Origin of the sequence: Conexibacter arvalis, assembly GCF_014199525.1 — a bacterium.
GTDB classification, from domain to species: Bacteria; Actinomycetota; Thermoleophilia; order Solirubrobacterales; family Solirubrobacteraceae; genus Conexibacter; species Conexibacter arvalis.
This window is the reverse complement of record NZ_JACHNU010000001.1, coordinates 1,625,107-1,645,955: the sequence shown is the minus strand read 5'-3', so window position 1 is coordinate 1,645,955 and position 20,849 is coordinate 1,625,107. Positions and strand designations below refer to the sequence as shown.

The following is a 20,849-nucleotide window of genomic DNA, read 5'->3' as shown; positions in this document are numbered from 1 at the left end:
CACGCTCAGCGCCGCGCGAACAGCTCGGCCTCGACGACCGCGACGGCGGTCGCGCGGCGGGGGTCGCGGGCGGAGATGAGGGTGGTGAGGCGGCGGGCGACGGCGGCGTCGCGGGCGCCGTGGGGGGCGCGGATCCACTGGAAGAGGGCGTCGGCGTCGTCGCTGGCGAGCAGGGCGGCGCGCAGCTCGTAGTGGAGCTGGTCGCGCAGGTCGACGATCCGGGGCGACTGGGAGGCCGGCAGGACCGGGCCGGCATAGGCCTGGACGGCGGCGCGCAGGTCGCCGTCGTGCAGCAGCCGCTCGACGTGCTCGACGTCGGTCGAGACCGGGGCGGCGAAGCGGTACGGGCGGGCGGCGAGCGCCGGGCCGAGCGTGCGGCGCAGGCGCGACAGCTCCGAGCGGATCGTGACGTCGGCGACGTCCTGCTCGCCGTAGAGCAGCTCGCGCAGCTCGCCGCTGCCGAGCCCGTCCGGATGGAGCGCGAGCAGCGCGCAGATCTCCAGCTGGCGCGGCGTCACCGCCATCCGCCGGCCGTCGGCGACGAGCGCGTCGGCGGGGGTGCCGAGCAGGCGCAGGTCGAGCGTCGCGCTCGCCGCCTGCGGCCGGCCGCCCGCGCCGGCCTCCAGCATCGACGGCGCCGCCCGCCGGCGGCTGTGCGGGTGCAGCACCCAGTAGCCCGGCGCGCCCGGCAGCCGCTCGGCCTCGACGACCGTCCGGCCGATCCGCAGGCGGCCGGCCTCGGTCGGCGGCGGCACGCGGCGGCGGCCGAGGTCGTCGCCGAGCAGCCGCCCGCCCGGCGAGACGACCGTCACGGCGGCGCCCGAGCCGACGTGCCCGCGCGCCGCCTCCAGCGCCGCCGCGTCTCTCCACGCCGACAGCGCCGCGAGATGGGCCTCGACCGCTCTGGCGGTCGCGTTCGCGAGCGCGAGCGTCGACGGATGCGCCGTGTCGAACGAGCCGGTCAGGTCGACGGCGCCCAGCAGCGAGCCGTCCTCGGGGTCGTGGATCGGCGCCGCCGCGCACATCCACGTCGCGTGCGTCGCGCTGTAGTGCTCGGCGGCGAAGACCTGGATCGGGTGGTCGGCTTCCAGCGACGTGCCGGGGGCGTTGGTCCCGGTCGTCCCCTCGCTCCAGTCCGAGCCGGGCACGAAGCCGATCCCCTCGGCCGCCCGCTGCGTCGCGCGGCTGCCCTCGACCCACAGCAGGTGGCCGGTGACGTCGCAGACGGCGACGACGTGGCGGGCGTCCTCGGCGACGTCGACGAGCAGCGAGCGGATCAGCGGCATCGCCGCCGCGAGCGGGTGGCGCGCCCGGCGGTCCTCCAGCTCCTCCGTGGTCAGCAGCGGCGGGAGCTCGTCGCGCTCGGCGTAGACACCGGCCTTCGCCGAGCGCTGCCACGACTCCAGCACGACCGGGCGCAGCACCCGCGGCGGCGGGTTGCCCTCCAGCACGTGCTCGCGCGCACGGGCGATCAGGCGCGCCTGCGAGTGCGGCTCGACCGACGACTCGATCGCGACCCAGGGGTTCCGCATCGGGATGGGCTCGTCTCTCTCCTCGACTCGTGCACGGCCGGCAGGATCCTCCTACCGGCCGATCGCCACCTCGAGCTCGACGGGCTTCCCGCTCCGTACGAACTCCATCTCCTTATTGTGCAGCAACGCCGCCTTCGCCTGCCAGCGGGGCCGTGCCATGAAGTCGTTGCGGACCGGGACCGGCTGCGGCGTCTCGCCCTTCGCGTAGCGCGCCGCGTTGCGCCCGATCGCCCGGAAGGTCTCCAGGTCGAGCAGCGGCGCCTGCGGGAACAGCTCGAGGTTCGACAGCCGCGGCAGGTCGCGCTGGTGGATCACCGTCGTGCCGCGCGACAGCACGCCGACGCCGATCCCGGAGCCGCTCAGCTTGGCGCCGGCGAACGCGACGATCGCGAGATCGGCGCTGTGCGTCACGCGGATCACGCGCAGCGACGCGCCCTCCTCCTCGATCCCGGCGAACAGCTCGCGCAGCACGCTGCCGTGCGGCACGTCGACGATCGTTCTCGTGAAGAAGCCGCCGAAGGCCGGCGACAGCGCCACGACGACCTCGTCGTGGCGCGAGCCCTGCGCGGCCGGACCGCGCTCGCTCACGTCGAGCGCGTGCGCCGGCGGCGGTGCGGTGGTCGTCATCGTCATCGATCTCCTCCTGGACCCGGGTCAGGCTTCGGGGTTGCTCGGGCTGACGGTGTGCCGCAGCCGCTTCATCTCTTCCCAGCGCGCGCCCTCGGGGCGGTAGCCCGTCCCCGGCCCGGCGTAGTCGTTGGGCGCGTTGACGGCGCTGACCGCCTCGCCGTCGTGGCCGACGATCGCGGCCGTGTGCAGCAGGTCGCCGCCGACCCGCTGGCGCAGCAGCGCCAGCAGCGACTCGGCGACGTCGCGGAAGCCGCCGGCCTCCAGCGCGCGCACGACGTCGAGGCCGGTGATCCCCTCGTCCATCAGCATCTGCGCGCCCTTGAGGTCCTCCAGCACGTCGCGCGGCGGCAGGTCGTTGGAGCCGTGGGCGTAGGTGACGGCCTCGACCTCGGCGTCGGTGATCGCCGGCAGCCCGAGCTGCTCGAAGACGGCCTGCATCGCGCGGGCGGCCTTGTCGCGGACGGCGAGGATCTCGCGCTCGTCGACGTGGCGCAGGCCGCCGTCGACCTGGAGGTCGCGCTGGATCGTGTTCCAGTCGTCGTAGTCCTCGCAGTCGACGTTGGAGCCGGCGAACATGTTGTCGTAGTTGGGGCAGGCCGAGTAGCCGGAGCAGATCAGGTCGGTGCCCGGCAGGAACTGCATCAGCAGCCGCGCCGTCCGGCGCATGTCGGAGTGCGAGAAGGTCTGGTCGTTGCCGGAGGCGACCTCCAGGTCGACCATGCTCGCGACGAGGTTCTCGGCCAGCACCGCGCGGATCCCGGCCGGCACCGCGCCCGGCACGCCGATGCAGGAGATCGAGCCGTTCTGCAGCCCCTGCACCCCGGCGCCCTTCGCCATCAGGATGCAGCGGATCTCCAGGTACAGCATCGACTTGCCCTCGGCGTTGCCCATCTGCACCTCCGAGCCGGTGCCCGAGGTGAAGCGCATCTTGATGCCGCGGCTGGCGTAGGCGGAGGCGAGGAACGCCTTCGACCAGGGCGTGTCGTCGCCGTCGATGAAGACCTTCTCGGTGCCGTAGACGGAGATCGTCTCGGCGTAGGTGGTGAGGCCGCGCAGGCCGAGCCGCAGCTCGGTCGCCTCCTCCAGCGCGCACTGCGTCAGCACGCCGCCGCGGCCGACCTGGGCGCCGACCTGGAGGCCGAGCGCGACCAGCGGCGCATAGCGGACGATGCCGAGCGTCGTCTCGACCTCGTCGAAGCCGCGCAGCGCGCCCTCGGCGGCGTCGGCGGCGACCTGCAGCGGGTTGTCGCGCGCGCTCGTGCAGTGGGCCTGGTTGGAGGGGGTGCGCCGGGCCCGCATCTTCTGCATCGCCATCATCATCTCGACGACGTTCATCGTCTTGACGACGGCGAGGATCTTCGCCGGCGTGAGGCCGCGGACGACCCGCAGCACGTCGGTGCGCGGGGTGCGCGGGTCGACCAGCATGTGGGCGATCTCGCCGGCGTCGATCGCCATCGAGGCCTCGGCGGTCGCGGCGTCGATCGCGGTGTCGGCGATGAACTGGTCGAGGAAGTCGAACTGGTCGCGCGTGCGGCCGTCCATCTCGACGACGCGGCCGTCCTCGACGCCGATGCTCGGCTCCGGGTCGTTGGGGCTGTCCATCGCGACGAGGCCGACCTCGGGCCACTCGTCGACGAAGCCGTCGAGGTTGACCGGGCGCGCCTCCAGCGCCTCGGTGCGCTTGGAGGCCTTGGTCTGCGGATCGGGTGCTCGCAGGGCGGTCATCGCATCTTCTCCCGGTGGTCAGTCGTCGGCCGCGAGGCAGTCGCGGCGCTCGTAGACGTCGGCGGCCTCGCGCACGAGCGCGGCGTTGACCGGCGCGGCGTGCCGTTCCTCCAGCTCGCGCGCGATCGCCAGCAGCTGGTCCTTGGTCGAGGCGCCCGGCCGCAGCGCGGCGTAGATCTCCAGCAGCCGCTCGTCGGGCACCCGCGTCAGCTCGCCGGCGCGGCGGAGGTTGGCCGCCATCTGCGGCCGCTCGGTCTGCTCGGCGATCTGCGCCTGCAGCTCCAGCGTCTCGGGTGTGATGCGCAGGTCCTCGGCGGTGACGCGCTTCTCCAGCACCGCCTCCAGGGTGATGTCGTCGAGCGTCTTGCCGCTCGGGGTCCGCAGCAGCTCCGGCCGGCGGCTGGAGAGCGGATAGTCGGCGACCGCGACCGTCGCGGCGCCGTCGTGCGTGGGGCTCATCGGGATCGTTCCTCTCGTGCGTTCGCGGGAGCGGGTCAGGCGGCCTCGGGATCAGCCGAAGGCGGCCGCGCCGGCCTCCGCGACCTCCTGGTCCTGCTCGACGCTGCCGGCGGAGACGCCGATCGCGCCGACCGGCTCGCCGCCGCGCCCGATCAGCGGCACGCCGCCGGCGAAGGTGACGAGGCCGCCGTTGGTGTGCTCCAGGCCGTAGAGCGGCTGGCCCGGCTGGGTGACCTCGGCGAGCGCGTGGGTCGGCAGCTTCAGCATCATCGCCGTGAACGCCTTGCGCTGGCTGATGTCGATCGAGGCCATGATCGCGCCGTCCATGCGGGCGAAGGCGACGAGGCGGGCGCCGGCGTCGACGACGGCGATGTTCATCGGCTGGCCGATCTCCTCGGCCTTCTCCTTCGCGGCGGCGATCACCGCCTCGGCGGCGGCGAGCGAGACCGTGGTCGGCTTCGTGCGGGATCGTGTGGCGCTCATGGCAGCTCCTTCAGCGGCACGCCCGCGACGAGGCGGGCGGCGTTGTGGCCGAGCGCGCGGAGGCGCTCCGGGTCGGGGTCGTGGAGGGAGACGGACAGCAGCGGCGCGCCCGGCGGCAGCTGCGGGAGGTGCAGGCAGGCGCCGTCGGCGGAGAGGCCGAGGCCGACTGAGACCGGCGAGGCGCACGCGGCGGCGTGGGCGAGCAGGGCGGCGTCGGCCGGTGCGGACGCCGGCGCCTCGCAGACGGGCGAGGCGGCGCCGGGCGCCGCGACCGGCGCTGGTGGTCCGGAGGGGAGCACGCGGCAGGGCACGCCCTCCTCCTCCAGGCCGGCGCGCAGCTCGCGCAGGGCGGCGGCGGGGACCTCGCCGGGGGCGAGGCGCAGGAAGACGGCGGGGCCGCTCACGAGCGCGCCTCCGCGGCCGGCGCGGCCGAGCGGCCGGCGGCGGCGGGACCGCGCTCGCGGCCCCACGCCTCCACCAGGCCGGTCGCGACCGCGTTGCGCGGCCCCTCGACGGCGCGGACGTTGCCGGTGCCGCAGACGACGCCGTGGTCGGCGAGCGCCTCGGCGACCAGCTCGGGGATCTCGAAGTCGAGCGCCGAGCCGCCGATCAGCACGACGAAGTCGATCCCCCGCACGGTGCCGTGCTCGGCGACCTCGCGCAGCGCGCGCAGGGCGTTGACGGCGAAGACCCGCCGCTTCGCGTCGCGGCGGACGCGGCGGATCCGGTCGAGCCCGTGGCGGGTCGGGATCGGCACCATCCCGCCCTCCTCGGTCAGCGCGACGACGCGGGCGAACGTCTCGGCCGGCAGCGGCGCGTCGAAGTACTGGACGGTGCCGTCCTCCAGCCGCACGTGGAAGAGCGATTCGACCTTCGCCAGCGGGCAGGTCTTGACGTGCTCGGCCAGCTCGCGGTCGTCGATCCCCAGCTCGGAGCCGATCAGCTTGGTGACGAGGTCTCCGGCGCCGGCGGCGTGGTAGGTCGCGACCTGCTCCTCGCCGCGCGCGAGCGCGGCGTCGGTCGAGCCGCCGCCGAGGTCGAGCACGGCGACGGGCGCCGCGGTGCCGGGCGTCGTGAGCGCGCCGCGGACGGCCATCTCGGCCTCGACCCCGCCGACGACGACCTCGACGCCGGACTCCTGCGCCAGCGCTCGCGCGACCTGCTCGATCGGACCGCGGCTGGTGCGCACCATCGCCGCCAGCGCGACCGCGTTCTCGAGCGCGAACTCGCCGGCGAGGCCGCCGCGCACCTCGCGCGGGACGAACGTGTCGGCGGCGAGCACGTCGCGGATCCGCACGTCGCCGATCGCGTCGCCGGTGAGGTCGGCCATCGTCTCTCGCACCCCGGCGAGCATGCCGCCGACGTGCGAGCCGGCCTCGCCGACGACGTCGGCCAGCGGCTGGACGCGCCGCAGCGCCGCCATGATCTCCTCCGCGCCGCCGTTGACGTCGACCGTCCGCTTGGCGCGCTCGCCGTGCAGCTCGAGCGTGCCGGCCGGGATGCGGCGGTCGGTCACGTCGCCGCCGGGGGTGCGCACGACGACCGCCGAGCGGGTCCCGGTCAGCGCGCGGGCGACCGGCGCGACGACGCGCGTCTCCTCCGGAGTGAGGTCGAAGACGGTCGCCAGGCCGTAGGAGTTCGACAGCGTGCGGACGGCGCGGCCGGGGCCGGCGACCTCGACGGCGGCCGCCATCCCGAGCGGGACGCGCTCGACGTGCGTGACCTCGTCGACGATCGGGACCGGGCGGTCGAGGCGGTTGGCGATCAGCCGCGCGTCGTCGCGCTGGACGACCGCGCCGGCGACCTCGACGCCGCGCGCGGCGGCCGCGTTCAGCGCCGCCGCGGCCTCCTCGAAGTCGACGCTCGCCGCGATCACGACGATCGCCGGCCCGTCGCCGGGCGCCCGCGCGGCGAGCCGCTCGAACGCGACCGTCACGCCGACCCCGAGCCCCTCGCCGCCGGGGGTCTGCGGGTTGTGGCCGATCATCGTCGACTCGGTGATGATCGTCTCGGTGATCGTCTCCATCGCGAGGCCGCTGATCACCGGGGTCGCCTCGTTGAGGAGGATCGCGTCGACCTCCTCGAGCGCCCGCCCGGCCCGCAGCAGCGCGCGCTCGATCGCCCGCGCGGCGCCGGTCACGTTCGGGACCGTCCCCTTGACGCCGGTGGTCGCGGCCAGCCCGGACCCAAGGTAGGCGCGCCCGCTTCCCTCCACCTCCGCGACGCACGCCTCCGTCGTCGAGTTCCCGATGTCGACACCGACGATCAGGCTCATCTCACTCTCTCTCCTCGGCCGCCTGGAAAATTCACTCCAAACCGACTGGCTGCGATCCTTGCCGAGGAATCTGCGGGCGGCAAGCGTCATTGCAACGAAGCCGCAACGTTTCGGCGGGGCAGCCGTCCTGCAACGCAGCGCGTCGTAGCGTCGCTTTCCGGAGAGGCGGTCTCACCGTCAAAGAGGAGAGTGAACGATGGACTTCAGCCTTGCCGTGCTGCTCGCCGCGTTCGCGGGCGGCTGCCTGGGCGCGCTCTGCGGCGCGCTGATCGCCTTCGCGCTGACCGGCGCGATCGTCCTGCTCGGCGTCGGGGTGGCGCTCGCGGGCGGCGACGTCGACGTGCTCGGGACGGTCGCGTTCGGGCCGGTCTTCGGGCCGCACGTCGCCTTCGCCGGCGCGGTGGCCGCGGTCGCCTACGCCGCCCGCCGCGGATACGTCGAGAGCGGACGCGACATCGCGACGCCGCTGGCGAGCCTCGGCCGTCCCGACCCGATCGTCGTCGGCGGCCTCTTCGGCGTCGGCGGCTACGCCGTGCAGCAGCTGCTCGCCGAGCTGCTCGCCAAGAGCGACGGCACCGGCGCCTACACCGACACGGTCGCGCTGGCGGTCGTCGTCTCGGCGCTCGCCGCCCGCTTCGCGTTCGGCTCGACCGGCCTGCTCGGGGCCCGCCCAACCCGCCGCGCGCGGCCGCCGATGGCCGGCGGCTCGCAGGAGGCCGACCTCGCGTTCGCTGACGAGAGCAGCGGGGTGGCTGCCGAGGAGGCAGAGCGCGTGGCGGGCGCCAGCCCGCGAGCGATCGACGACGCCGGGGGCGCCGTGGACGGAGTCCGCGGTCGCGCCGAGGCACCAGCAGAGTGGGTGCCGTGGCAGAGAGCGTGGAGCCAGGCGGCGCTGCTCGGCCTGGTCTCCGGCGTCGCCGCCGCGTGGGCGCTGGCGACGGTCGCCGAGGTCGACGCGGCGTACGCCGGCGCCGGCACGCTCGTCGGCTTCGGCGTCTCGGCCAGCCTGCTCGCGCTGCTGGTCGTCGGCGCGAGCGTGCCGGTCACCCACCACATGACGCTGCCGGCCGCCGTCGCCGCCGGCTTCGTGATCGCGGCCGGCGGCACCGCGCTGGCGGCGATCGCCGTCGGGGCGCTGTGCGGCGTGCTCGGCGCGCTGCTGGGCGAGGCCTGCGCGCGGGTCTTCCTGATCCACGGCGACACGCACATCGACCCGCCCGCGATCGCGATCGCGCTGATGACGACCGCGATCGTGCTGACCGACCTGGCGCTGTGATCCGCGCGAGCGCCGCCGAAGGAGTGACGATGGCCACCACCGCCGCACCGACGTACGAGCAGGTCCGCGCCGAGCACCGCTGGGAGGTGCCGGAGCGCTACAACATCGCCTGGGACGTCTGCGACAAGCATCCGCGCGACGGCCTCGCGATGCTCTGGGAGCGCCACGACGGCGCGCGCCGCAACTTGACCTGGGGGGAGCTGCAGGACCTCGCCAACCAGGCGGCGCACGTGCTGCGCGCGGCCGGCGTCGGCCGCGGCGACCGCGTCGCCGTCGTGCTGCCGCCGACGCCGGAGACCGCGGCGATCTTCCTCGGCACCTGGAAGCTCGGCGCGGTGCTGCTGTCGATGTCGGTCCTCTACGGCGACGAGGGGATCCGCCACCGCCTCGCCGACAGCGAGCCGGCGGTGCTCGTCACCGACGCCGCCAACGTCGGCCGCTTCGACGCCGGCCTCGTCGGGCGGGTGCTGGTGGTCGACGAGGGCGACGGCCTGCTCGCCGGCGCTCCGACCGCTCCCGTCCTCGCCGACACCTCGTGCGATGACCCGGCGCAGCTCTACTACACCTCCGGCACGACCGGGCTGGCGAAGGGGATCGTCCACGCCCACCGCTACATCCTCGGCCACGAGGAGTTCCGCTACTGCCACGAGGTCCAGCCCGGCGAGCGCTTCCACGGCATGGGCGAGTGGGCCTGGGCGGCCGGGATCGCGCCGCTGCTCGGGCCATGGCGGCTCGGGGCGACCCAGTGCGTCTACCAGCGCGCCGGCGGCTTCGACCCGGCCGAGCAGCTCGACTTCCTCTCCCGCCACGAGGTCACGAACGTCTTCACGACGCCGACGGCGATGCGGGCGATGATGACGCTGCGCGACGCCGGCCGTCGCTTCCCGCAGCGGTTCCGGCGGGTCTGCAGCGCCGGCGAGCCGCTCAACCCGGAGGCGATCCGCTGGTTCCGCGAGCAGTACGGCGTCACCGTGCTCGACTACTACGGCCTCACCGAGTCGTATCCGCTCGTCGGCAACTTCCCGTGGATGGAGGTCCGCGAGGGGTCGATGGGCAAGCCGATGCCCGGCTGGGAGGTCGCGATCCTCGACGAGGACGAGCGGCCGGTGGCGCAGGGCGAGCGCGGCGAAATCTGCCTGCGCGCCCGTTCCAACCCGCACTACCCGCTCGGCTACTGGCGCCGGCCTGGCGAGAGCGAAGAGGCGTTCGGCGGCGAGTGGTTCCACACCAAGGACGCCGCCTCCCAGGACGAAGACGGCTACTACTGGTACGAGGGCCGCGCCGACGACGTCATCATCGCCGCCGGCTACCGCATCGGCCCGTTCGAGGTCGAATCGGTCTGCCTCGAGCACCCGGCCGTGCGCGAGGCCGCCGCGGTCGCCTCGCCGGACCCGGTCAAGGGCAACGTCGTGAAGGCGTTCGTCGTGCTCGCCGACGGCCACGAGCCGAGCGACGAGCTGGCGGCGTCGATCAGAGCCCACGTCCGCGGCCGCCTCTCCGCCTACGCCTACCCGCGCAAGCTCGAGTTCGTCGCCGACCTGCCGAAGACCCTCACCGGCAAGATCCGCCGCATCGAGCTGCGCCAGCGGGAGCTGGAGCGGTAGGGGCCGCGGCTCGGCGGATCTCGCGCTCGCCGCCCGGGGCGTCGGCCGCGACGGCGCCCCGGTTCCCTCAGCCGATGTCGAAGGGCGCCTCGCCACCGGGTGCGACGCTCGGCGGCGGCGCCTCCTCCGCTTCCTCCTCCGCGCTCGCCGCGCATCCCTCGAGCCCGATGTCGAGCGCGATCCGGTCCTGCTCCTCGTTGGCTCTGGCGATGCGCGCATGCGCGGCTCTCACGCCGGCTTGATCGCCCGCCAGCGTCGTTCTGCGGATGGCGACCATGCCGTCGCCCTGCCGATCGAGCAGCACGACGAAGCGGTCGTAGGACTCCGCCACGTCGGCTGGCGGCTCGATCGCCCGCATCTCGCTCGTCGCGTCGCGGAGGATCTCGGACCCTGCGGCGAAGACGGCGGCGGTCTGTCTGTCGTTCGTCGGCACCGCTACTCCCCCGGCCGCACCAGGCCGTGCTCGTAGGCGTAGATCACCGCCTGCACGCGGTCGCGCAGGCCGAGCTTGGCGAGGACGCGCTTGACGTGGGTCTTGACGGTCGACTCCTCGACGACGAGCGCGGCGGCGACCTCCCTGTTGGTGAGGCCGCGGGCGACGAGGTCGAGCACGTCGCGCTCGCGCGGGGTCAGCTGCGCGAGCCGCTCGCCGTCGTCGCGCGGCGCGCCGGCGGAGCGGTCGACGACGCGCTCGACGACCCGCCGCGTCACCGCCGGCGACAGCAGCGCGTCGCCGTCGGCGACCGTGCGGATCGCGGCGAGCAGGTCCTCCGGCCGCGTCCGCTTCAGCACGAAGCCGGCGGCGCCGGCGGCGAGCGCGCCGAAGACGTACTCGTCCTCCTCGAAGGTCGTCAGCACCAGCACCTTCGCGTGGGGGGCGACCGCGAGCAGCTCGCGTGTCGCGGCGATCCCGTCGAGCTCGGGCATCCGCACGTCCATCAGCACGACGTCGGGCGCCAGCCTCGGCGCGCGCGCCACCGCCTCGCGCCCGTCCGCCGCCTCGCCGACGACCTCCAGCCCGTCGTCGCTGGAGATCACCGCCCGCAGCCCGGCGCGCATCAGCGCGTCGTCGTCGACCAGCAGGACGGTGATCACAGCGGCAGCCGCGCCCGCACCCGGAACGCGCCGCCGGCGCGCTCGACGTCCAGCTCGCCGCCGAGCAGCGCGGCGCGCTCGCGCATCCCGACGAGGCCGTGGCCGCCGCCGTGGCGCGCCGGCGCCGATCCGTCCGCGCCGCGCCCGTCGGCGCCGCCGCCGTCCGCCTCCGGCGCGACGGGGTTCTCGACCGTCACCCGCAGCGCGTCGGGCGCGTAGTCGAGCGCGACCGTCGCGGGACCGGCGCCGTGACGGGCGGCGTTCGTCAGCGCCTCCTGCACGATCCGGTAGAGCGCGCGGTCGACCTCGCCCGGCAGCGCCCGCGGCTCGCCGCACGCGTCGAGTGCGACGGGGAGGCCGCCGTCGCGGTGGTGGGCGGCGAGCCGTTCGAGCGCGTCGAGGCCGCGGCCGGCGACGACGAGCGGCGCCTCCCCCTCGCCCTCGCGCAGCGCGTGGACGAGCCGGTCGATCTCGCCGATCGTCGTGCGCGCGACCTGCTCGACCGTGTCGAGCGCCGCCGCCGCGCCCTCCGGATCGCGCTCGCGCAGCAGCCGCGCCGCGCCGGCCTGCACGAGGATCACGTTGATCGCGTGCCCGGCCGAGTCGTGCAGCTCGCGTGCGATCCGCGTGCGCTCCTCGGCCGCCGCCAGCCGCCGCTCGCGCTCGGCCTCGCGCTCGGCCCGCTGCGCGCGCTCGCGCAGCTCGGCGATCTGGACGCGCCGCAAGCGCGAGCGGTCGCCGAGCAGCCACGCGCCGCCCCAGAAGACGGCGAGCGCGGAGAGCTCGGGCACCGCCATCCCGTGGAGCGCGATCGTCCCGCCGACGAGGCCGAGCACGATCACGAGCGCGAGCGCGATCTGCCCGTGGCGCACCGCGGTCGCGTCGCGCGCCGAGACGCCGATGCCGTAGAGGGCGATCATCGTGCCGATCTGGACGTCGGCGGTGTAGCCGAACCCGTACGCCGCCAGCGTCGCCGCGGCCGTCACCGCGACGACCGCGTACGGCGCGCGCCGGCGGGCGAGCAGCGGCAGCGACGAGAGCGCCGCGAGCAGCACGCCGAGCGCGTCGAGCGAGCGGCTGTCGGGGTCGGGCGCTCCGAGGCCGTCGGAGGCCATCAGCCCGACCGTGACGCCGAACGAGAGCAGCGCGAGCGCGACGTCGACGAGCAGCGGACGGGCGCGCAGCCAGGCGGAGAGCTGAGCGGCGGCGGACGGCATGCGCCTGAACGTAGCGACCGCACCGGAGCGCCGCATCCTCCCGCGGGGGGACCTCGGGGGCGCCCCGTACGGGGCGCCCGCTCGGCCTCCTCCCGCGGGGGGAGGAGCTCTCCCGCCGGCGGAGGACCGCCCGACACCACCAGCGGGCGTTGTCGCGAGCACGCGCCCGCCGGAGGCTTGGGAGCGACCGATCCACGCTCCGAGAGGACCCGCCATGAACCCATCGACCGCAAGCCCACCGCGACGCCGCGGCCCGTTCGCACGGGTCGCGCGCTGGTCGTTTCGCCACCGCGGCCGCGCGCTCGCCCTGTGGGTCGTCGCGCTCGTCGCCGTGACGGCGCTGTCGAGCGCCGCCGGCTCCGGCTGGGTCAACGACTTCGCGCTGCCGGGCACCGAGTCCCAGCGCGCCGCAGACACGCTCGAGCGGCACTTCCCGCAGCAGGCCGGCGACACCGTCCAGGTCGTCTTCGAGGCACCTGACGGCGTCGAGTCGCCGCCGGTCCGCGCACGCGTCGACGGGCTGCTGGAGGAGCTCTCCGGGCTCGACGGCGTCGCCGACGTGCGCTCGCCCTACGACCACGCCGAAGCGGTCTCGGAGGAGGGCACGATCGCGTACGCGACCGTCGCGCTCGACGGCACCGCCGAGGACATGCCGCGCGAGCAGATCGAGACGATCGTCGACACCGCGCTCGACGCCGACGGCGACGGGCTGCGCGTCGAGGCCGGCGGCGCGCCGGCCGATCTCGTGACCGAGTCGGAGGGCGGCTTCGCCGAGGGCATCGGCGTGCTGATGGCACTGATCGTGCTGTTCGCGGTCTTCGGCTCGCTGCTCGCCGCCGCGACGCCGATCGTCACCGCCGTGCTCGCGATCGGGATCTCGACCGGGATCGTGACGCTGCTCTCGCACGTGCTCGACGTCGCCGACTATTCGCCGATCATCGCGACGCTGATCGGCCTCGGCGTCGGGATCGACTACGCGCTGCTCGTGCTGTCGCGCTACCGCTCCGAGCTGCACGCCGGCGCCGCGCGCGAGGATGCGGTCGAGACGGCGCTCGACACCGCCGGCCGCACCGTCTTCTTCGCCGGCTGCACCGTGATCATCGCGCTGCTCGGCCTGCTCGCGCTCGACATGGGCTCGATGACCGGCCCGGCGGTCGCCTCGGCCGCGGCGGTGCTCGTCACGATGGTCGCCAGCCTCACGCTGCTGCCGTCGCTGCTGGCGTGGGCCGGCAGACGGATCGAACCGCGCCGCGCCCGGCGCGCCGCGGCGGCCGGCGACGGCGCCGGGTCAGCCGCCCCCGTGCGGCACGAGGGCCACCGCTGGGAGGCATGGGCCGCCTTCGTCCAGCGCCGGCCGTGGCCGGTCGCGATCGCGACCGTCGCGCTGCTGCTCGCGCTGGCCGTGCCCGCGCTCGACATGCGGCTCGGCTGCGCCGACGCCGGCACGCAGTCGGAGGGCAAGACGACGCGCCAGGCGTACGACCTGCTCGCCAAGGGCTTCGGCCCGGGCACGGCGGGGCCGCTGCTCGTCGTCGCCGAGCTGCCCTCCGGGGAGGCCGCCGCGCGCGAGCTGACCGACGGGCTCGCCGACCGGCTCGCGGGGACGGAGGGCGTGGCGACCGTCGCGCCGGCGACCGTCTCCGACGACGGCGCGGTCGCGACGCTGATCGTGATCCCCAGATCGGCGCCGCAGGACGCCGAGACCGCCGAGCTGCTGGAGCGGGTGCGGGAGGAGGTCGTGCCGCCGCTGGCCGCCGAGGCCGGCACGCGCGTCGACGTCGGCGGTCGCGAGGCGGCCGGCGCCGACTTCGCCGACGAGATCGCGGCGAAGATGCCGCTGTTCGTCGCGATCGTCGTCGGGCTGTCGGCGCTGCTGCTGATGACGGTCTTCCGCTCGGTGCTGATCCCGCTGAAGGCCGCGGCGCTCAACCTGCTCAGCATCGGCGCCGCGCTCGGGATCGTCACACTCGTGATCCAGGAGGGCGTCGGCGGCGACCTGATCGGCGCCGGCGAGGGCCCGATCGAGGCGTTCATCCCGGTGATGATGTTCGCGATCGTCTTCGGGCTCTCGATGGACTACGAGGTCTTCCTGCTCTCGCGCGTGCACGAGGAGTGGACGCGCAGCGGCGACGAGCAGGCGGCGGTGCGGCGCGGGCTGGCGAGCACCGGCCGCGTCATCACCGCCGCGGCGGCGATCATGGTCGTCGTCTTCGCCTCGTTCATCGCGATGGACGACCGCATGATCAAGACGTTCGGCCTCGGCCTGGCGGTCGCGATCCTGATCGACGCGGTCGTGATCCGCTGCCTGCTCGTGCCGGCGATCATGTCGCTGCTCGGCCGCGCCGCGTGGTGGTTGCCGCGCTGGCTCGACCGCCTGCTGCCGCACGTCGCGATCGAGCGCGAGGAGATCAGGCGATGACGCGCGCGAGCGCCCGCCAGCGCGCCTGGCGCCAGCGGAACAGCAGCTGCGCGAAGCACCAGACCAGCGGCGTCAGCAGGCCGGCGTCGAGCTCGACCCGGTCGGTGTAGCGGCAGGCTGACGCGCCGCGGGGCTCGAAGACGAGCGTGTGAGCCCAGCGGCGCACCGGCCCGCCGCCCTCCTCGGTGCGCAGCTCGGTCGCCGTCGCGGAGACGACGCGGAGCCGGTGGGTCCACGCCGGCACGACGCCCAACCACCACAGCCGGCCGCCGACCGCCTCGCCGCTGCGCGCCAGCGCGGCGGCGGCGGGCGGCGCGGCGGCCTCGGCGGCGGCAGGCGCGTCGGGCGCGGCGGCCGGCGGTTCGGGGAACCGCTCCGGCAGGCCGCCGACGCGCAGGAACGGGCGGACGACGAAGGCGAACAGCGCCGGCCTGGCGGCCAGCTCGCAGGCCCGCTCGGCGGGGAGCGGGAGGTCGGTCGAGACGCTGACGACGGGCATGGGGAGTATTGTGAGCAATCACTCGCGTTCTGCCACTCGCATTTCGCTTCCGTGCCGAGAACCAGCCTGAGAGCCCGCAAGCACCCGCGCCAGGCGCGTTCGCGCGAGACGGTCGAGGCGCTGCTCGAGGCCGCTGCTCAGGTCTTCGAGCGCCACGGCTACGCCGCCGGCACGACCAACCGCATCGCCGAGCGCGCCGGCGTCTCGATCGGCTCGCTCTACCAGTACTTCCCGAACAAGGACGCGCTGCTGCTCGCGATCGTCGAGCGTCACGTCGCCGAGGGAGCGGAGCGGCTGGGGCCGCTCCTCGCCGCGCTGCGCGACGAGCGGCCGCCGCTGCGCGCGGGGCTGGAGCGGATCGTCGCCGCGATGGTCGCGCTCCACGCCGAGCGCCCGGCGCTCCACCGCGTGCTGTTCGAGGAGGCGCCGCGGCCGCCGGCGCTGCGCCGCAGGCTCGACGCGCTGGCGACGGCCGCGACGGCCGCGGTCGCCGACTGGCTGCGCGCCGTGCCGGAGGTCCGCGTCGCCGATCCCAAGCTGGCCGCCCGGCTGGTCGTGCAGGTGACCGAGTCGGTCACCCACAACCTCGTCATCCACGCCGACCCCGACCGCTCCCCCGACCGCTGGGCCGCCGAGACGGTCGCGCTGCTGGAGGCCTACCTCGGCAGCGCGGCGTCGAGCGGGTGACCAGCGGCGGTCCGGGCCTCCCCCGGGCATGTCCGGGGCCCACCGCTCAGGCCGCTCAGGCGCGGGGCGGCCAGGCGTCGGAGGCGACGAGGGAGGCCATCGGGCCGAACAGCGGCGACGGGAGCGCGTCGAGCGGGAACCACTCCCACCGCGCGCAGCTGCGCGGCTCGCGCAGCTCGGGCTCGCCGGCCGCGCCGTCGACGAGGTGGTGGAGCGTCACCCACTGCTGGCGGTCGGCCGGGAAGAGGTCGCTGGTGAAAACCAGCGGACGGGCGGCGGCGCCGCGCAGGCCGGTCTCCTCCTCCAGCTCGCGCAGCGCCGTCGCGGCCGGCTCCTCGCCGCCGTCGACGGCGCCGCCCGGCGGCGCCCAGGTGCCGGCGCCGTGGGCGCCTTGGCGGAGGCCGAGCAGGATCGTGCCGTCGCGCACGACGAGCGCGCTGACGCCGACCGCGGGCGGGCGGATCGTCGGGATCGGGGCGCCGCCCGCCGCGGCAGGCGCCCCGCGCGCGAGCGGCCGCGCCGGCGGATGGGGCGGCCCGGCCGCCGCCGCGCTCGCCGGGTCGCCGATGTCGGCCGTCCGCCGCTCGGCCGGTGGGTCGACGGACTCCTCGACGGCGCGCAGCCGGCGGCCGTCGCTCAGCCGGTCGCCGGCGCGCGGCTCCGCGGCGCCCAAGGCGGCGTCCCCGGCGCTCGGCGCGGCGACCGCCGGCGCGTCGGCGCCGAGCGTCGCGGCGGGGCCGACGGCGGCGTCGGCGCGATCGGACAGCGGCGCCGGCGGGGGCGGCCGCCACGTCGCCAGCTCGTCGAGCAGCAGTCCGGGGTCGCCGCTGCGGACGATCAGGCCGCGGTTCTGCGGCCGCAGGAAGCCTTCGCGAACGGCGTGGTCGAGCAGCGCCTCCAGCTCCTGCCAGTAGCGCGCGACGTCGAGCAGGCCGACCGGCTTGGCGTGGATCCGCAGCTGCGTCCACGTCGCCGCCTCGACCAGCTCCTCGAGCGTGCCGAGGCCGCCGGGGAGCGCGACGAAGGCGTCGGCGAGCGTCGCCATCTCGGCCTTGCGCGCGTGCATCGAGTCGACGACCCGCAGCTCCGTCAGGCCGCGATGGCCGATCTCGCGCTCCTCCAGCAGTCGCGGCAGCACGCCGATCACCTCGCCGCCGGCGGCCAGCGCCGCGTCGGCGACGGCGCCCATCAGCCCGGCGCGGCCGCCGCCGTAGACGATCCCGATGCCGCGTTCGGCCAGCTCGCTCCCCAGCCGGGCGGCCGCCGCCGCGTAGGCGGGGTCGCCGCCGGGGCTCGACCCGGAGTAGACGCAGACACGTCGCAACGCCATCGCCCGATGCTACGTCACCCGTTTCCCCGGCCGCCCGGGGCCGCCGCCGGTCCGCCCGCCGCCAAGGTACAGCTCGGCGACTCTCGGGTCGTCGAGCAGCGCGTCGCCCGGCCCCTCGAAGCGGTTGCGGCCGAGGTCGAGCACGTACCCGCGCGTCGACATCGCGAGCGCGCGGCGGGCGTTCTGCTCGACCATCAGGACCGTCACGCCGTGGCCGTTGATCTCCGCGACCTTCTCGAAGATCACCGCGACCATCGTCGGCGAGAGGCCGGCGGAGGGCTCGTCGAGCAGCAGGATCTGCGGGCTCGGCATCAGCGCACGCGCCATCGCGACCATCTGCCGCTCGCCGCCGGACATCGTCCCGGCGATCTGGCGGCGGCGCTCGCCGAGGCGCGGGAACATCGCGTACATCGCCGCGGTCCGCTCGCCGACGTCGGCGCCCTTGCGGGCGAGCGCGCCGAGCTCGAGGTTCTCCTCGACCGTCAGGCTCGGGAAGACGTTGCCGAGCTGCGGCACGTAGCTGACGCCCGCGCGCGAGACGTCGTGCGTGCGCCGGCCGGCGATGTCCTCCCCGCGCAGCAGGACGCGGCCGCCGCGCGGCTTCAACAGCCCGAACACGGCCTTCAGCAGCGTCGACTTGCCGGCGCCGTTGGGGCCGACGATCGTCACCACCTCCCCCGCGCGCAGCTCGACGTCGACGCCGCCAAGGATGTCGACCTCCGGCACGTAGCCGGCGACCAGCCCCTCGGTCCGCAGCAGGATCTCGGCGGGCGCTGCCCCGCCGCCGGGAGCGCCTTCCCCCGGTCGGGCTCTCCCGACCGCCGGCGAGCCGCCGGGCGAGCCCGCGGCGCTCATCTCGCCGCCCCGCCGAGGTAGGCGTCGATCACGCGCGGATCGCTGCGGACCGCCTCCGGCTCGCCGTCGGCGATCACCCGCCCCTGCGCCATGCAGATGACGCGGTCGGAGTGGCCCATCACGACCTCCATGTCGTGCTCGATCAGCAGGAAGGTCGTCCCCTCCTGCTCGCGCAGCGCGTGGACGTGCTCGAGCAGCTTGCCGCCGAGCGTCGGGTTGACGCCGGCCATCGGCTCGTCGAGCAGCACCATCCGCGGCTCGACCATCAGCACGCGCGCCAGCTCCAGCAGCTTGCGCTGGCCGCCCGACAGCGTCCCGGCGTAGTCGTCGGCCTTCTGCTCCAGGCCGTATCTCGCCAGCAGCTCCCGCGCCCGCTCGCGCACCGCCTTCTCGCGCTTGCGCGCGGCGTACGGGCGCGCGATCACGCCGGCGAGGTGCTCGCCCGGCTGGCGCGGGGCGGCGAGCGTCATGTTGTCGATCACCGGCATCGCCGCGAGCGCCTTCGTGATCTGGAAGGTCCGCACCATCCCGCAGCGCGCGATCGCGTGGGCCGGTCTGCCGCCGACGGTGCGGCCGTCGTAGACGACCTCGCCGCGGTCGGCCCGCTGGAAGCCCGTGACGACGTTGAAGAGCGTCGTCTTGCCGGCGCCGTTGGGGCCGATCAGCGCCGTGATCGACCCGCCTCTGACCGCGAAGGTCGCGCCGTCGACGGCGTGGACGCCGCCGAAGCGCTTGACGACCTCCTCGACGCGCAGCAGCTCGTCAGTCACGCAGCACCATCTCCTGTCGCTTGCCGAGCAGTCCCTGCGGCCGGAAGGCGACCAGCAGGATCAACGCCACGCCGACGATCACGAACCGCAGCGCCGCGACCTTCTCCGCCGCCAGCGGCAGGTCGATGAAGCGGGTCGCCTCCAGCAGGGTCCACATGATCAGCGAGCCGAGCGCGACGCCGACGTAGTTGGCCAGGCCGCCAAGGATCAGGATCGTGAAGCCGATGAAGGTGAACTGCGGCTCGAACGACTCGGGGCTGAGGAAGCTGAGGTTGAGCGCGAGGAAGTAGCCGGCGATCGCGCCCAGCGCCGCCGCCAGCGCGATCGACTGGAGCTTGTACGCGAGCACGTTCTTGCCGAGCGCGCGGGCGGCGTCCTCGTCCTCGCGGATCGCGCGCAGGACCCGGCCCCACGGGCTGCGCTGCAGCAGCATGAGCAGGCCGGTGAGGATCGCGACGGTGACCCACACGACGATCAGCAGCGGCAGCAGGAACTGGTCCTGCATCGACGCCGGCAGCCAGCCAAGGATCGTGTCGGAGACGTCGAGCCACTGGTCGTCGAAGCCGAGCAGGCCCTGGTTGCCGCCGGTCAGCCCGCGCGCGTTCTGCGCCACGTAGCGGACGATCTCGGCGAAGGCGATCGTCACGATCGCGAAGTAGTCGGCGCGCAATCGCAGCGACGGCAGCCCGATCAGCACGCCGGCTGCCATCGCGATCGCGGTCGCCGCCGGCAGCGCCGCCCACAGCGACCACCCGGCTCTGACCACGAGGATGCCCATCGAGTAGGCGCCGATCGCCATGAAGCCGGCCTGGCCGAAGTTGATGATGCCGGTGAAGCCGACGTTCAGCTGGAGGCCGAGCGTGAAGATCGTGTACGTGCCGGCGAGCACGCCGACGCCGATCCAGAAGTCGGCCGAGGTGAGCGCGTCGAGGCTGACGGCGAAGACGGGGGTCACAGCGTGCGCTCCTTGCGTCCGAACAGTCCCTGCGGCCGCACGAACAGCACCAGGATCAGGATCCCGAAGCCGACCGCGACCTTCCAGCGCGGGTCGATCACCAACGTCGACCACTCCTGCGCGAGGCCGAGCAGCAGCCCGCCGGCGAGTGCGCCGAAGGCGTTGCCGATGCCGCCAAGGATCACCGCCGCGAACAGGCTCAGCAGCAGGAAGAAGCCGAGGTTGGGCGTCATCGTGCCGATCGCCGCGGTGTAGAGGACGCCGGCGAGGCCGGCCAGCCCGGCGGCGAAGATCCACGTCGCGATCACGACGCGGTCGGTGTCGATCCCGGTCACCTCGGCCAGGCCCATGTCGTCGGAGAGCGCGCGCATCTGGCGGCCCAGCGAGGTGCGCCGGAGCATCAGCCCGACCGCCAGCAGCACGACGAAGCCGACGATCACGACGATCAGCTCGGTGCGGCCGATCCGCAGGCCGAGGAACGAGATCGAATCGGTCACGTCGACCTCGAGCCGGCGGGGGAAGGTCCCCCAGATCATCTGGATCCCGTAGCGGATCACGAACGCCAGCCCGAGCGTCATCAGCAGCAGCTGCAGCATCCCGGCGCCTCTGCCGCGCATCGGCCGCCACATCACGCGCTCGCTCAGGACGCCGAGCGCGGCCGTCGCGACGACCGCGAACAGCGTGGCGAGCACGATCGGCACGCCCCACGTGACGTTCGCGAGGAACGCCATGTAGGCGCCGAAGGTGAGCAGGTCGCCGTGGGCGAAGTTGACGAGCCGCAGCGTCCCGTAGACGAGCGTCAGCCCGACCGCCCCGAGCGCGAAGTAGCTGCCGGAGACCAGCCCGTTGACGCCGCGCTGGGCGACGTCGTGGATGCCGTAGGCGACGATCAGGACGAGCGCGATCGCCGCGACGATCGCGACCGTCACCAGCAGCGGGCCGCGCCCGCCGGAGAGGCCGGCGAGGGCCGGCGCGGCGCCCCGGGGCTCGTCCCGGGGCGCCGGCTCGACCGCGGTGTCGGCCGCTCCGGCCACCGCC

20 protein-coding genes and 1 pseudogene are annotated in these 20,849 nt (G+C 74.9%); 4 read left to right on the top strand and 17 right to left on the bottom strand.

The genetic code is table 11. The features are described 5' to 3' along the window. Positions 1 to 5: 5 nt before the first annotated feature. From BDZ31_RS07690 to BDZ31_RS07660, 7 genes are read right to left on the bottom strand one after another with little or no spacing between them, the layout of a single operon-like run. On the bottom strand, positions 6 to 1,532 hold the full coding sequence (locus tag BDZ31_RS07690; RefSeq protein ID WP_183340569.1) for a GAF domain-containing protein: 1,527 nt from the start codon (positions 1,530 to 1,532) through the stop codon (positions 6 to 8). Positions 1,533 to 1,583: 51 nt separating this feature from the next. After that, a complete protein-coding gene (locus BDZ31_RS07685; RefSeq protein WP_183340566.1) occupies positions 1,584 to 2,165 on the bottom strand; it encodes a propanediol/glycerol family dehydratase medium subunit in 582 nt (193 codons plus the stop codon). 21 nt (positions 2,166 to 2,186) lie between these two features. Then, complete coding sequence (locus BDZ31_RS07680) at positions 2,187 to 3,887, bottom strand: propanediol/glycerol family dehydratase large subunit (RefSeq protein ID WP_183340564.1); 1,701 nt, start codon at positions 3,885 to 3,887, stop codon at positions 2,187 to 2,189. 18 nt (positions 3,888 to 3,905) lie between these two features. Further along, positions 3,906 to 4,346, bottom strand: a complete 441-nt coding sequence (locus BDZ31_RS07675) for a diol dehydratase small subunit (RefSeq protein WP_183340562.1) — start codon at positions 4,344 to 4,346, stop codon at positions 3,906 to 3,908. A gap of 51 nt (positions 4,347 to 4,397) precedes the next feature. Beyond that, positions 4,398 to 4,829: a GlcG/HbpS family heme-binding protein gene (locus BDZ31_RS07670; RefSeq protein WP_183340561.1), complete on the bottom strand. Its 432-nt coding sequence runs from the start codon at positions 4,827 to 4,829 to the stop codon at positions 4,398 to 4,400. Then, positions 4,826 to 5,233, bottom strand: coding sequence for a glycerol dehydratase reactivase beta/small subunit family protein (locus tag BDZ31_RS25475; RefSeq protein WP_221242843.1), 408 nt, complete (start codon positions 5,231 to 5,233; stop codon positions 4,826 to 4,828). Before BDZ31_RS25475 ends, BDZ31_RS07670 begins: the two co-directional genes overlap by 4 nt. Further along, positions 5,230 to 7,104 (bottom strand): diol dehydratase reactivase subunit alpha, encoded by a 1,875-nt coding sequence (locus tag BDZ31_RS07660; protein ID WP_183340559.1) that lies wholly within the window; start codon positions 7,102 to 7,104, stop codon positions 5,230 to 5,232. The genes BDZ31_RS25475 and BDZ31_RS07660 overlap by 4 nt, the downstream gene beginning before the upstream one ends. Before the next feature lie 196 nt (positions 7,105 to 7,300). On the opposite strand from BDZ31_RS07660, the gene BDZ31_RS07655 reads away from it, so the two are divergent. Both BDZ31_RS07655 and BDZ31_RS07650 read left to right on the top strand, forming a co-directional pair. Beyond that, the gene (locus tag BDZ31_RS07655; RefSeq protein WP_183340557.1) at positions 7,301 to 8,380 is read left to right on the top strand and encodes a DUF7973 family transport facilitator; all 1,080 of its coding nucleotides are present in this window, start codon (positions 7,301 to 7,303) and stop codon (positions 8,378 to 8,380) included. Positions 8,381 to 8,409: 29 nt separating this feature from the next. Continuing rightward, a complete protein-coding gene (locus BDZ31_RS07650; RefSeq protein ID WP_183340555.1) occupies positions 8,410 to 9,984 on the top strand; it encodes an acetate--CoA ligase in 1,575 nt (524 codons plus the stop codon). 67 nt (positions 9,985 to 10,051) lie between these two features. Here the strand turns inward: BDZ31_RS07650 and BDZ31_RS07645 are convergent, their stop codons facing one another. Genes BDZ31_RS07645 through BDZ31_RS07635 form a run of 3 tightly spaced genes read right to left on the bottom strand, consistent with a single transcriptional unit; the run spans position 10,052 to position 12,296 of the window. After that, positions 10,052 to 10,417 carry a hypothetical protein gene (locus BDZ31_RS07645; RefSeq protein WP_183340553.1) on the bottom strand — a complete coding sequence of 122 codons (366 nt, stop codon included), beginning with the start codon at positions 10,415 to 10,417 and terminating at the stop codon, positions 10,052 to 10,054. 2 nt (positions 10,418 to 10,419) lie between these two features. Further along, on the bottom strand, positions 10,420 to 11,079 hold the full coding sequence (locus BDZ31_RS07640; RefSeq protein WP_183340551.1) for a response regulator: 660 nt from the start codon (positions 11,077 to 11,079) through the stop codon (positions 10,420 to 10,422). Continuing rightward, positions 11,076 to 12,296, bottom strand: a complete 1,221-nt coding sequence (locus BDZ31_RS07635; RefSeq protein ID WP_183340549.1) for a sensor histidine kinase — start codon at positions 12,294 to 12,296, stop codon at positions 11,076 to 11,078. The genes BDZ31_RS07640 and BDZ31_RS07635 overlap by 4 nt, the downstream gene beginning before the upstream one ends. 214 nt (positions 12,297 to 12,510) lie before the next feature. On the opposite strand from BDZ31_RS07635, the gene BDZ31_RS07630 reads away from it, so the two are divergent. Then, positions 12,511 to 14,715, top strand: coding sequence for an MMPL family transporter (locus BDZ31_RS07630; protein ID WP_183340547.1), 2,205 nt, complete (start codon positions 12,511 to 12,513; stop codon positions 14,713 to 14,715). Here BDZ31_RS07630 and BDZ31_RS07625 read toward each other — a convergent pair. Next, the gene (locus BDZ31_RS07625) at positions 14,705 to 15,214 is read right to left on the bottom strand and encodes a hypothetical protein (RefSeq protein ID WP_183340546.1); all 510 of its coding nucleotides are present in this window, start codon (positions 15,212 to 15,214) and stop codon (positions 14,705 to 14,707) included. The two genes, BDZ31_RS07630 and BDZ31_RS07625, sit on opposite strands and share 11 nt — an antisense overlap. Positions 15,215 to 15,265: 51 nt before the next feature. Here BDZ31_RS07625 and BDZ31_RS07620 point away from each other — a divergent pair, with 51 nt between their 5' ends. Beyond that, complete coding sequence (locus BDZ31_RS07620) at positions 15,266 to 15,901, top strand: TetR family transcriptional regulator (RefSeq protein WP_183340544.1); 636 nt, start codon at positions 15,266 to 15,268, stop codon at positions 15,899 to 15,901. A gap of 55 nt (positions 15,902 to 15,956) precedes the next feature. Here the strand turns inward: BDZ31_RS07620 and BDZ31_RS25910 are convergent, their stop codons facing one another. From BDZ31_RS25910 to BDZ31_RS07590, 6 genes and pseudogenes are all read right to left on the bottom strand, one after another. Beyond that, positions 15,957 to 16,574, bottom strand: a complete 618-nt coding sequence (locus BDZ31_RS25910; protein WP_183341069.1) for an NUDIX domain-containing protein — start codon at positions 16,572 to 16,574, stop codon at positions 15,957 to 15,959. 81 nt (positions 16,575 to 16,655) lie between these two features. After that, positions 16,656 to 17,231 (bottom strand): annotated as a pseudogene (locus BDZ31_RS25905) (LOG family protein); the annotation flags it as partial. A gap of 9 nt (positions 17,232 to 17,240) precedes the next feature. Further along, the gene (locus BDZ31_RS07605) at positions 17,241 to 18,086 is read right to left on the bottom strand and encodes an ABC transporter ATP-binding protein (protein WP_183340541.1); all 846 of its coding nucleotides are present in this window, start codon (positions 18,084 to 18,086) and stop codon (positions 17,241 to 17,243) included. Then, positions 18,083 to 18,856, bottom strand: coding sequence for an ATP-binding cassette domain-containing protein (locus tag BDZ31_RS07600; protein ID WP_183340539.1), 774 nt, complete (start codon positions 18,854 to 18,856; stop codon positions 18,083 to 18,085). Before BDZ31_RS07600 ends, BDZ31_RS07605 begins: the two co-directional genes overlap by 4 nt. Beyond that, positions 18,849 to 19,811: an ABC transporter permease subunit gene (locus tag BDZ31_RS07595; protein WP_183340537.1), complete on the bottom strand. Its 963-nt coding sequence runs from the start codon at positions 19,809 to 19,811 to the stop codon at positions 18,849 to 18,851. Before BDZ31_RS07595 ends, BDZ31_RS07600 begins: the two co-directional genes overlap by 8 nt. Continuing rightward, positions 19,808 to 20,845, bottom strand: coding sequence for an ABC transporter permease subunit (locus BDZ31_RS07590; RefSeq protein ID WP_183340535.1), 1,038 nt, complete (start codon positions 20,843 to 20,845; stop codon positions 19,808 to 19,810). The genes BDZ31_RS07595 and BDZ31_RS07590 overlap by 4 nt, the downstream gene beginning before the upstream one ends. Positions 20,846 to 20,849: the final 4 nt, after the last annotated feature.

Coding starts and splice junctions, on each gene's coding strand:
- BDZ31_RS07660 (WP_183340559.1), bottom strand. CDS start 7,104: ATGAGCCTGATCGTCGGTGTCGACATCGGGAACTCGACGACGGAGGCG.
- BDZ31_RS07630 (WP_183340547.1), top strand. CDS start 12,511: ATGAACCCATCGACCGCAAGCCCACCGCGACGCCGCGGCCCGTTCGCA.
- BDZ31_RS07625 (WP_183340546.1), bottom strand. CDS start 15,214: ATGCCCGTCGTCAGCGTCTCGACCGACCTCCCGCTCCCCGCCGAGCGG.
- BDZ31_RS07675 (WP_183340562.1), bottom strand. CDS start 4,346: ATGAGCCCCACGCACGACGGCGCCGCGACGGTCGCGGTCGCCGACTAT.
- BDZ31_RS07690 (WP_183340569.1), bottom strand. CDS start 1,532: ATGCGGAACCCCTGGGTCGCGATCGAGTCGTCGGTCGAGCCGCACTCG.
- BDZ31_RS07605 (WP_183340541.1), bottom strand. CDS start 18,086: ATGAGCGCCGCGGGCTCGCCCGGCGGCTCGCCGGCGGTCGGGAGAGCC.
- BDZ31_RS07670 (WP_183340561.1), bottom strand. CDS start 4,829: ATGAGCGCCACACGATCCCGCACGAAGCCGACCACGGTCTCGCTCGCC.
- BDZ31_RS07685 (WP_183340566.1), bottom strand. CDS start 2,165: ATGACGATGACGACCACCGCACCGCCGCCGGCGCACGCGCTCGACGTG.
- BDZ31_RS07680 (WP_183340564.1), bottom strand. CDS start 3,887: ATGACCGCCCTGCGAGCACCCGATCCGCAGACCAAGGCCTCCAAGCGC.
- BDZ31_RS07655 (WP_183340557.1), top strand. CDS start 7,301: ATGGACTTCAGCCTTGCCGTGCTGCTCGCCGCGTTCGCGGGCGGCTGC.
- BDZ31_RS07650 (WP_183340555.1), top strand. CDS start 8,410: ATGGCCACCACCGCCGCACCGACGTACGAGCAGGTCCGCGCCGAGCAC.
- BDZ31_RS07635 (WP_183340549.1), bottom strand. CDS start 12,296: ATGCCGTCCGCCGCCGCTCAGCTCTCCGCCTGGCTGCGCGCCCGTCCG.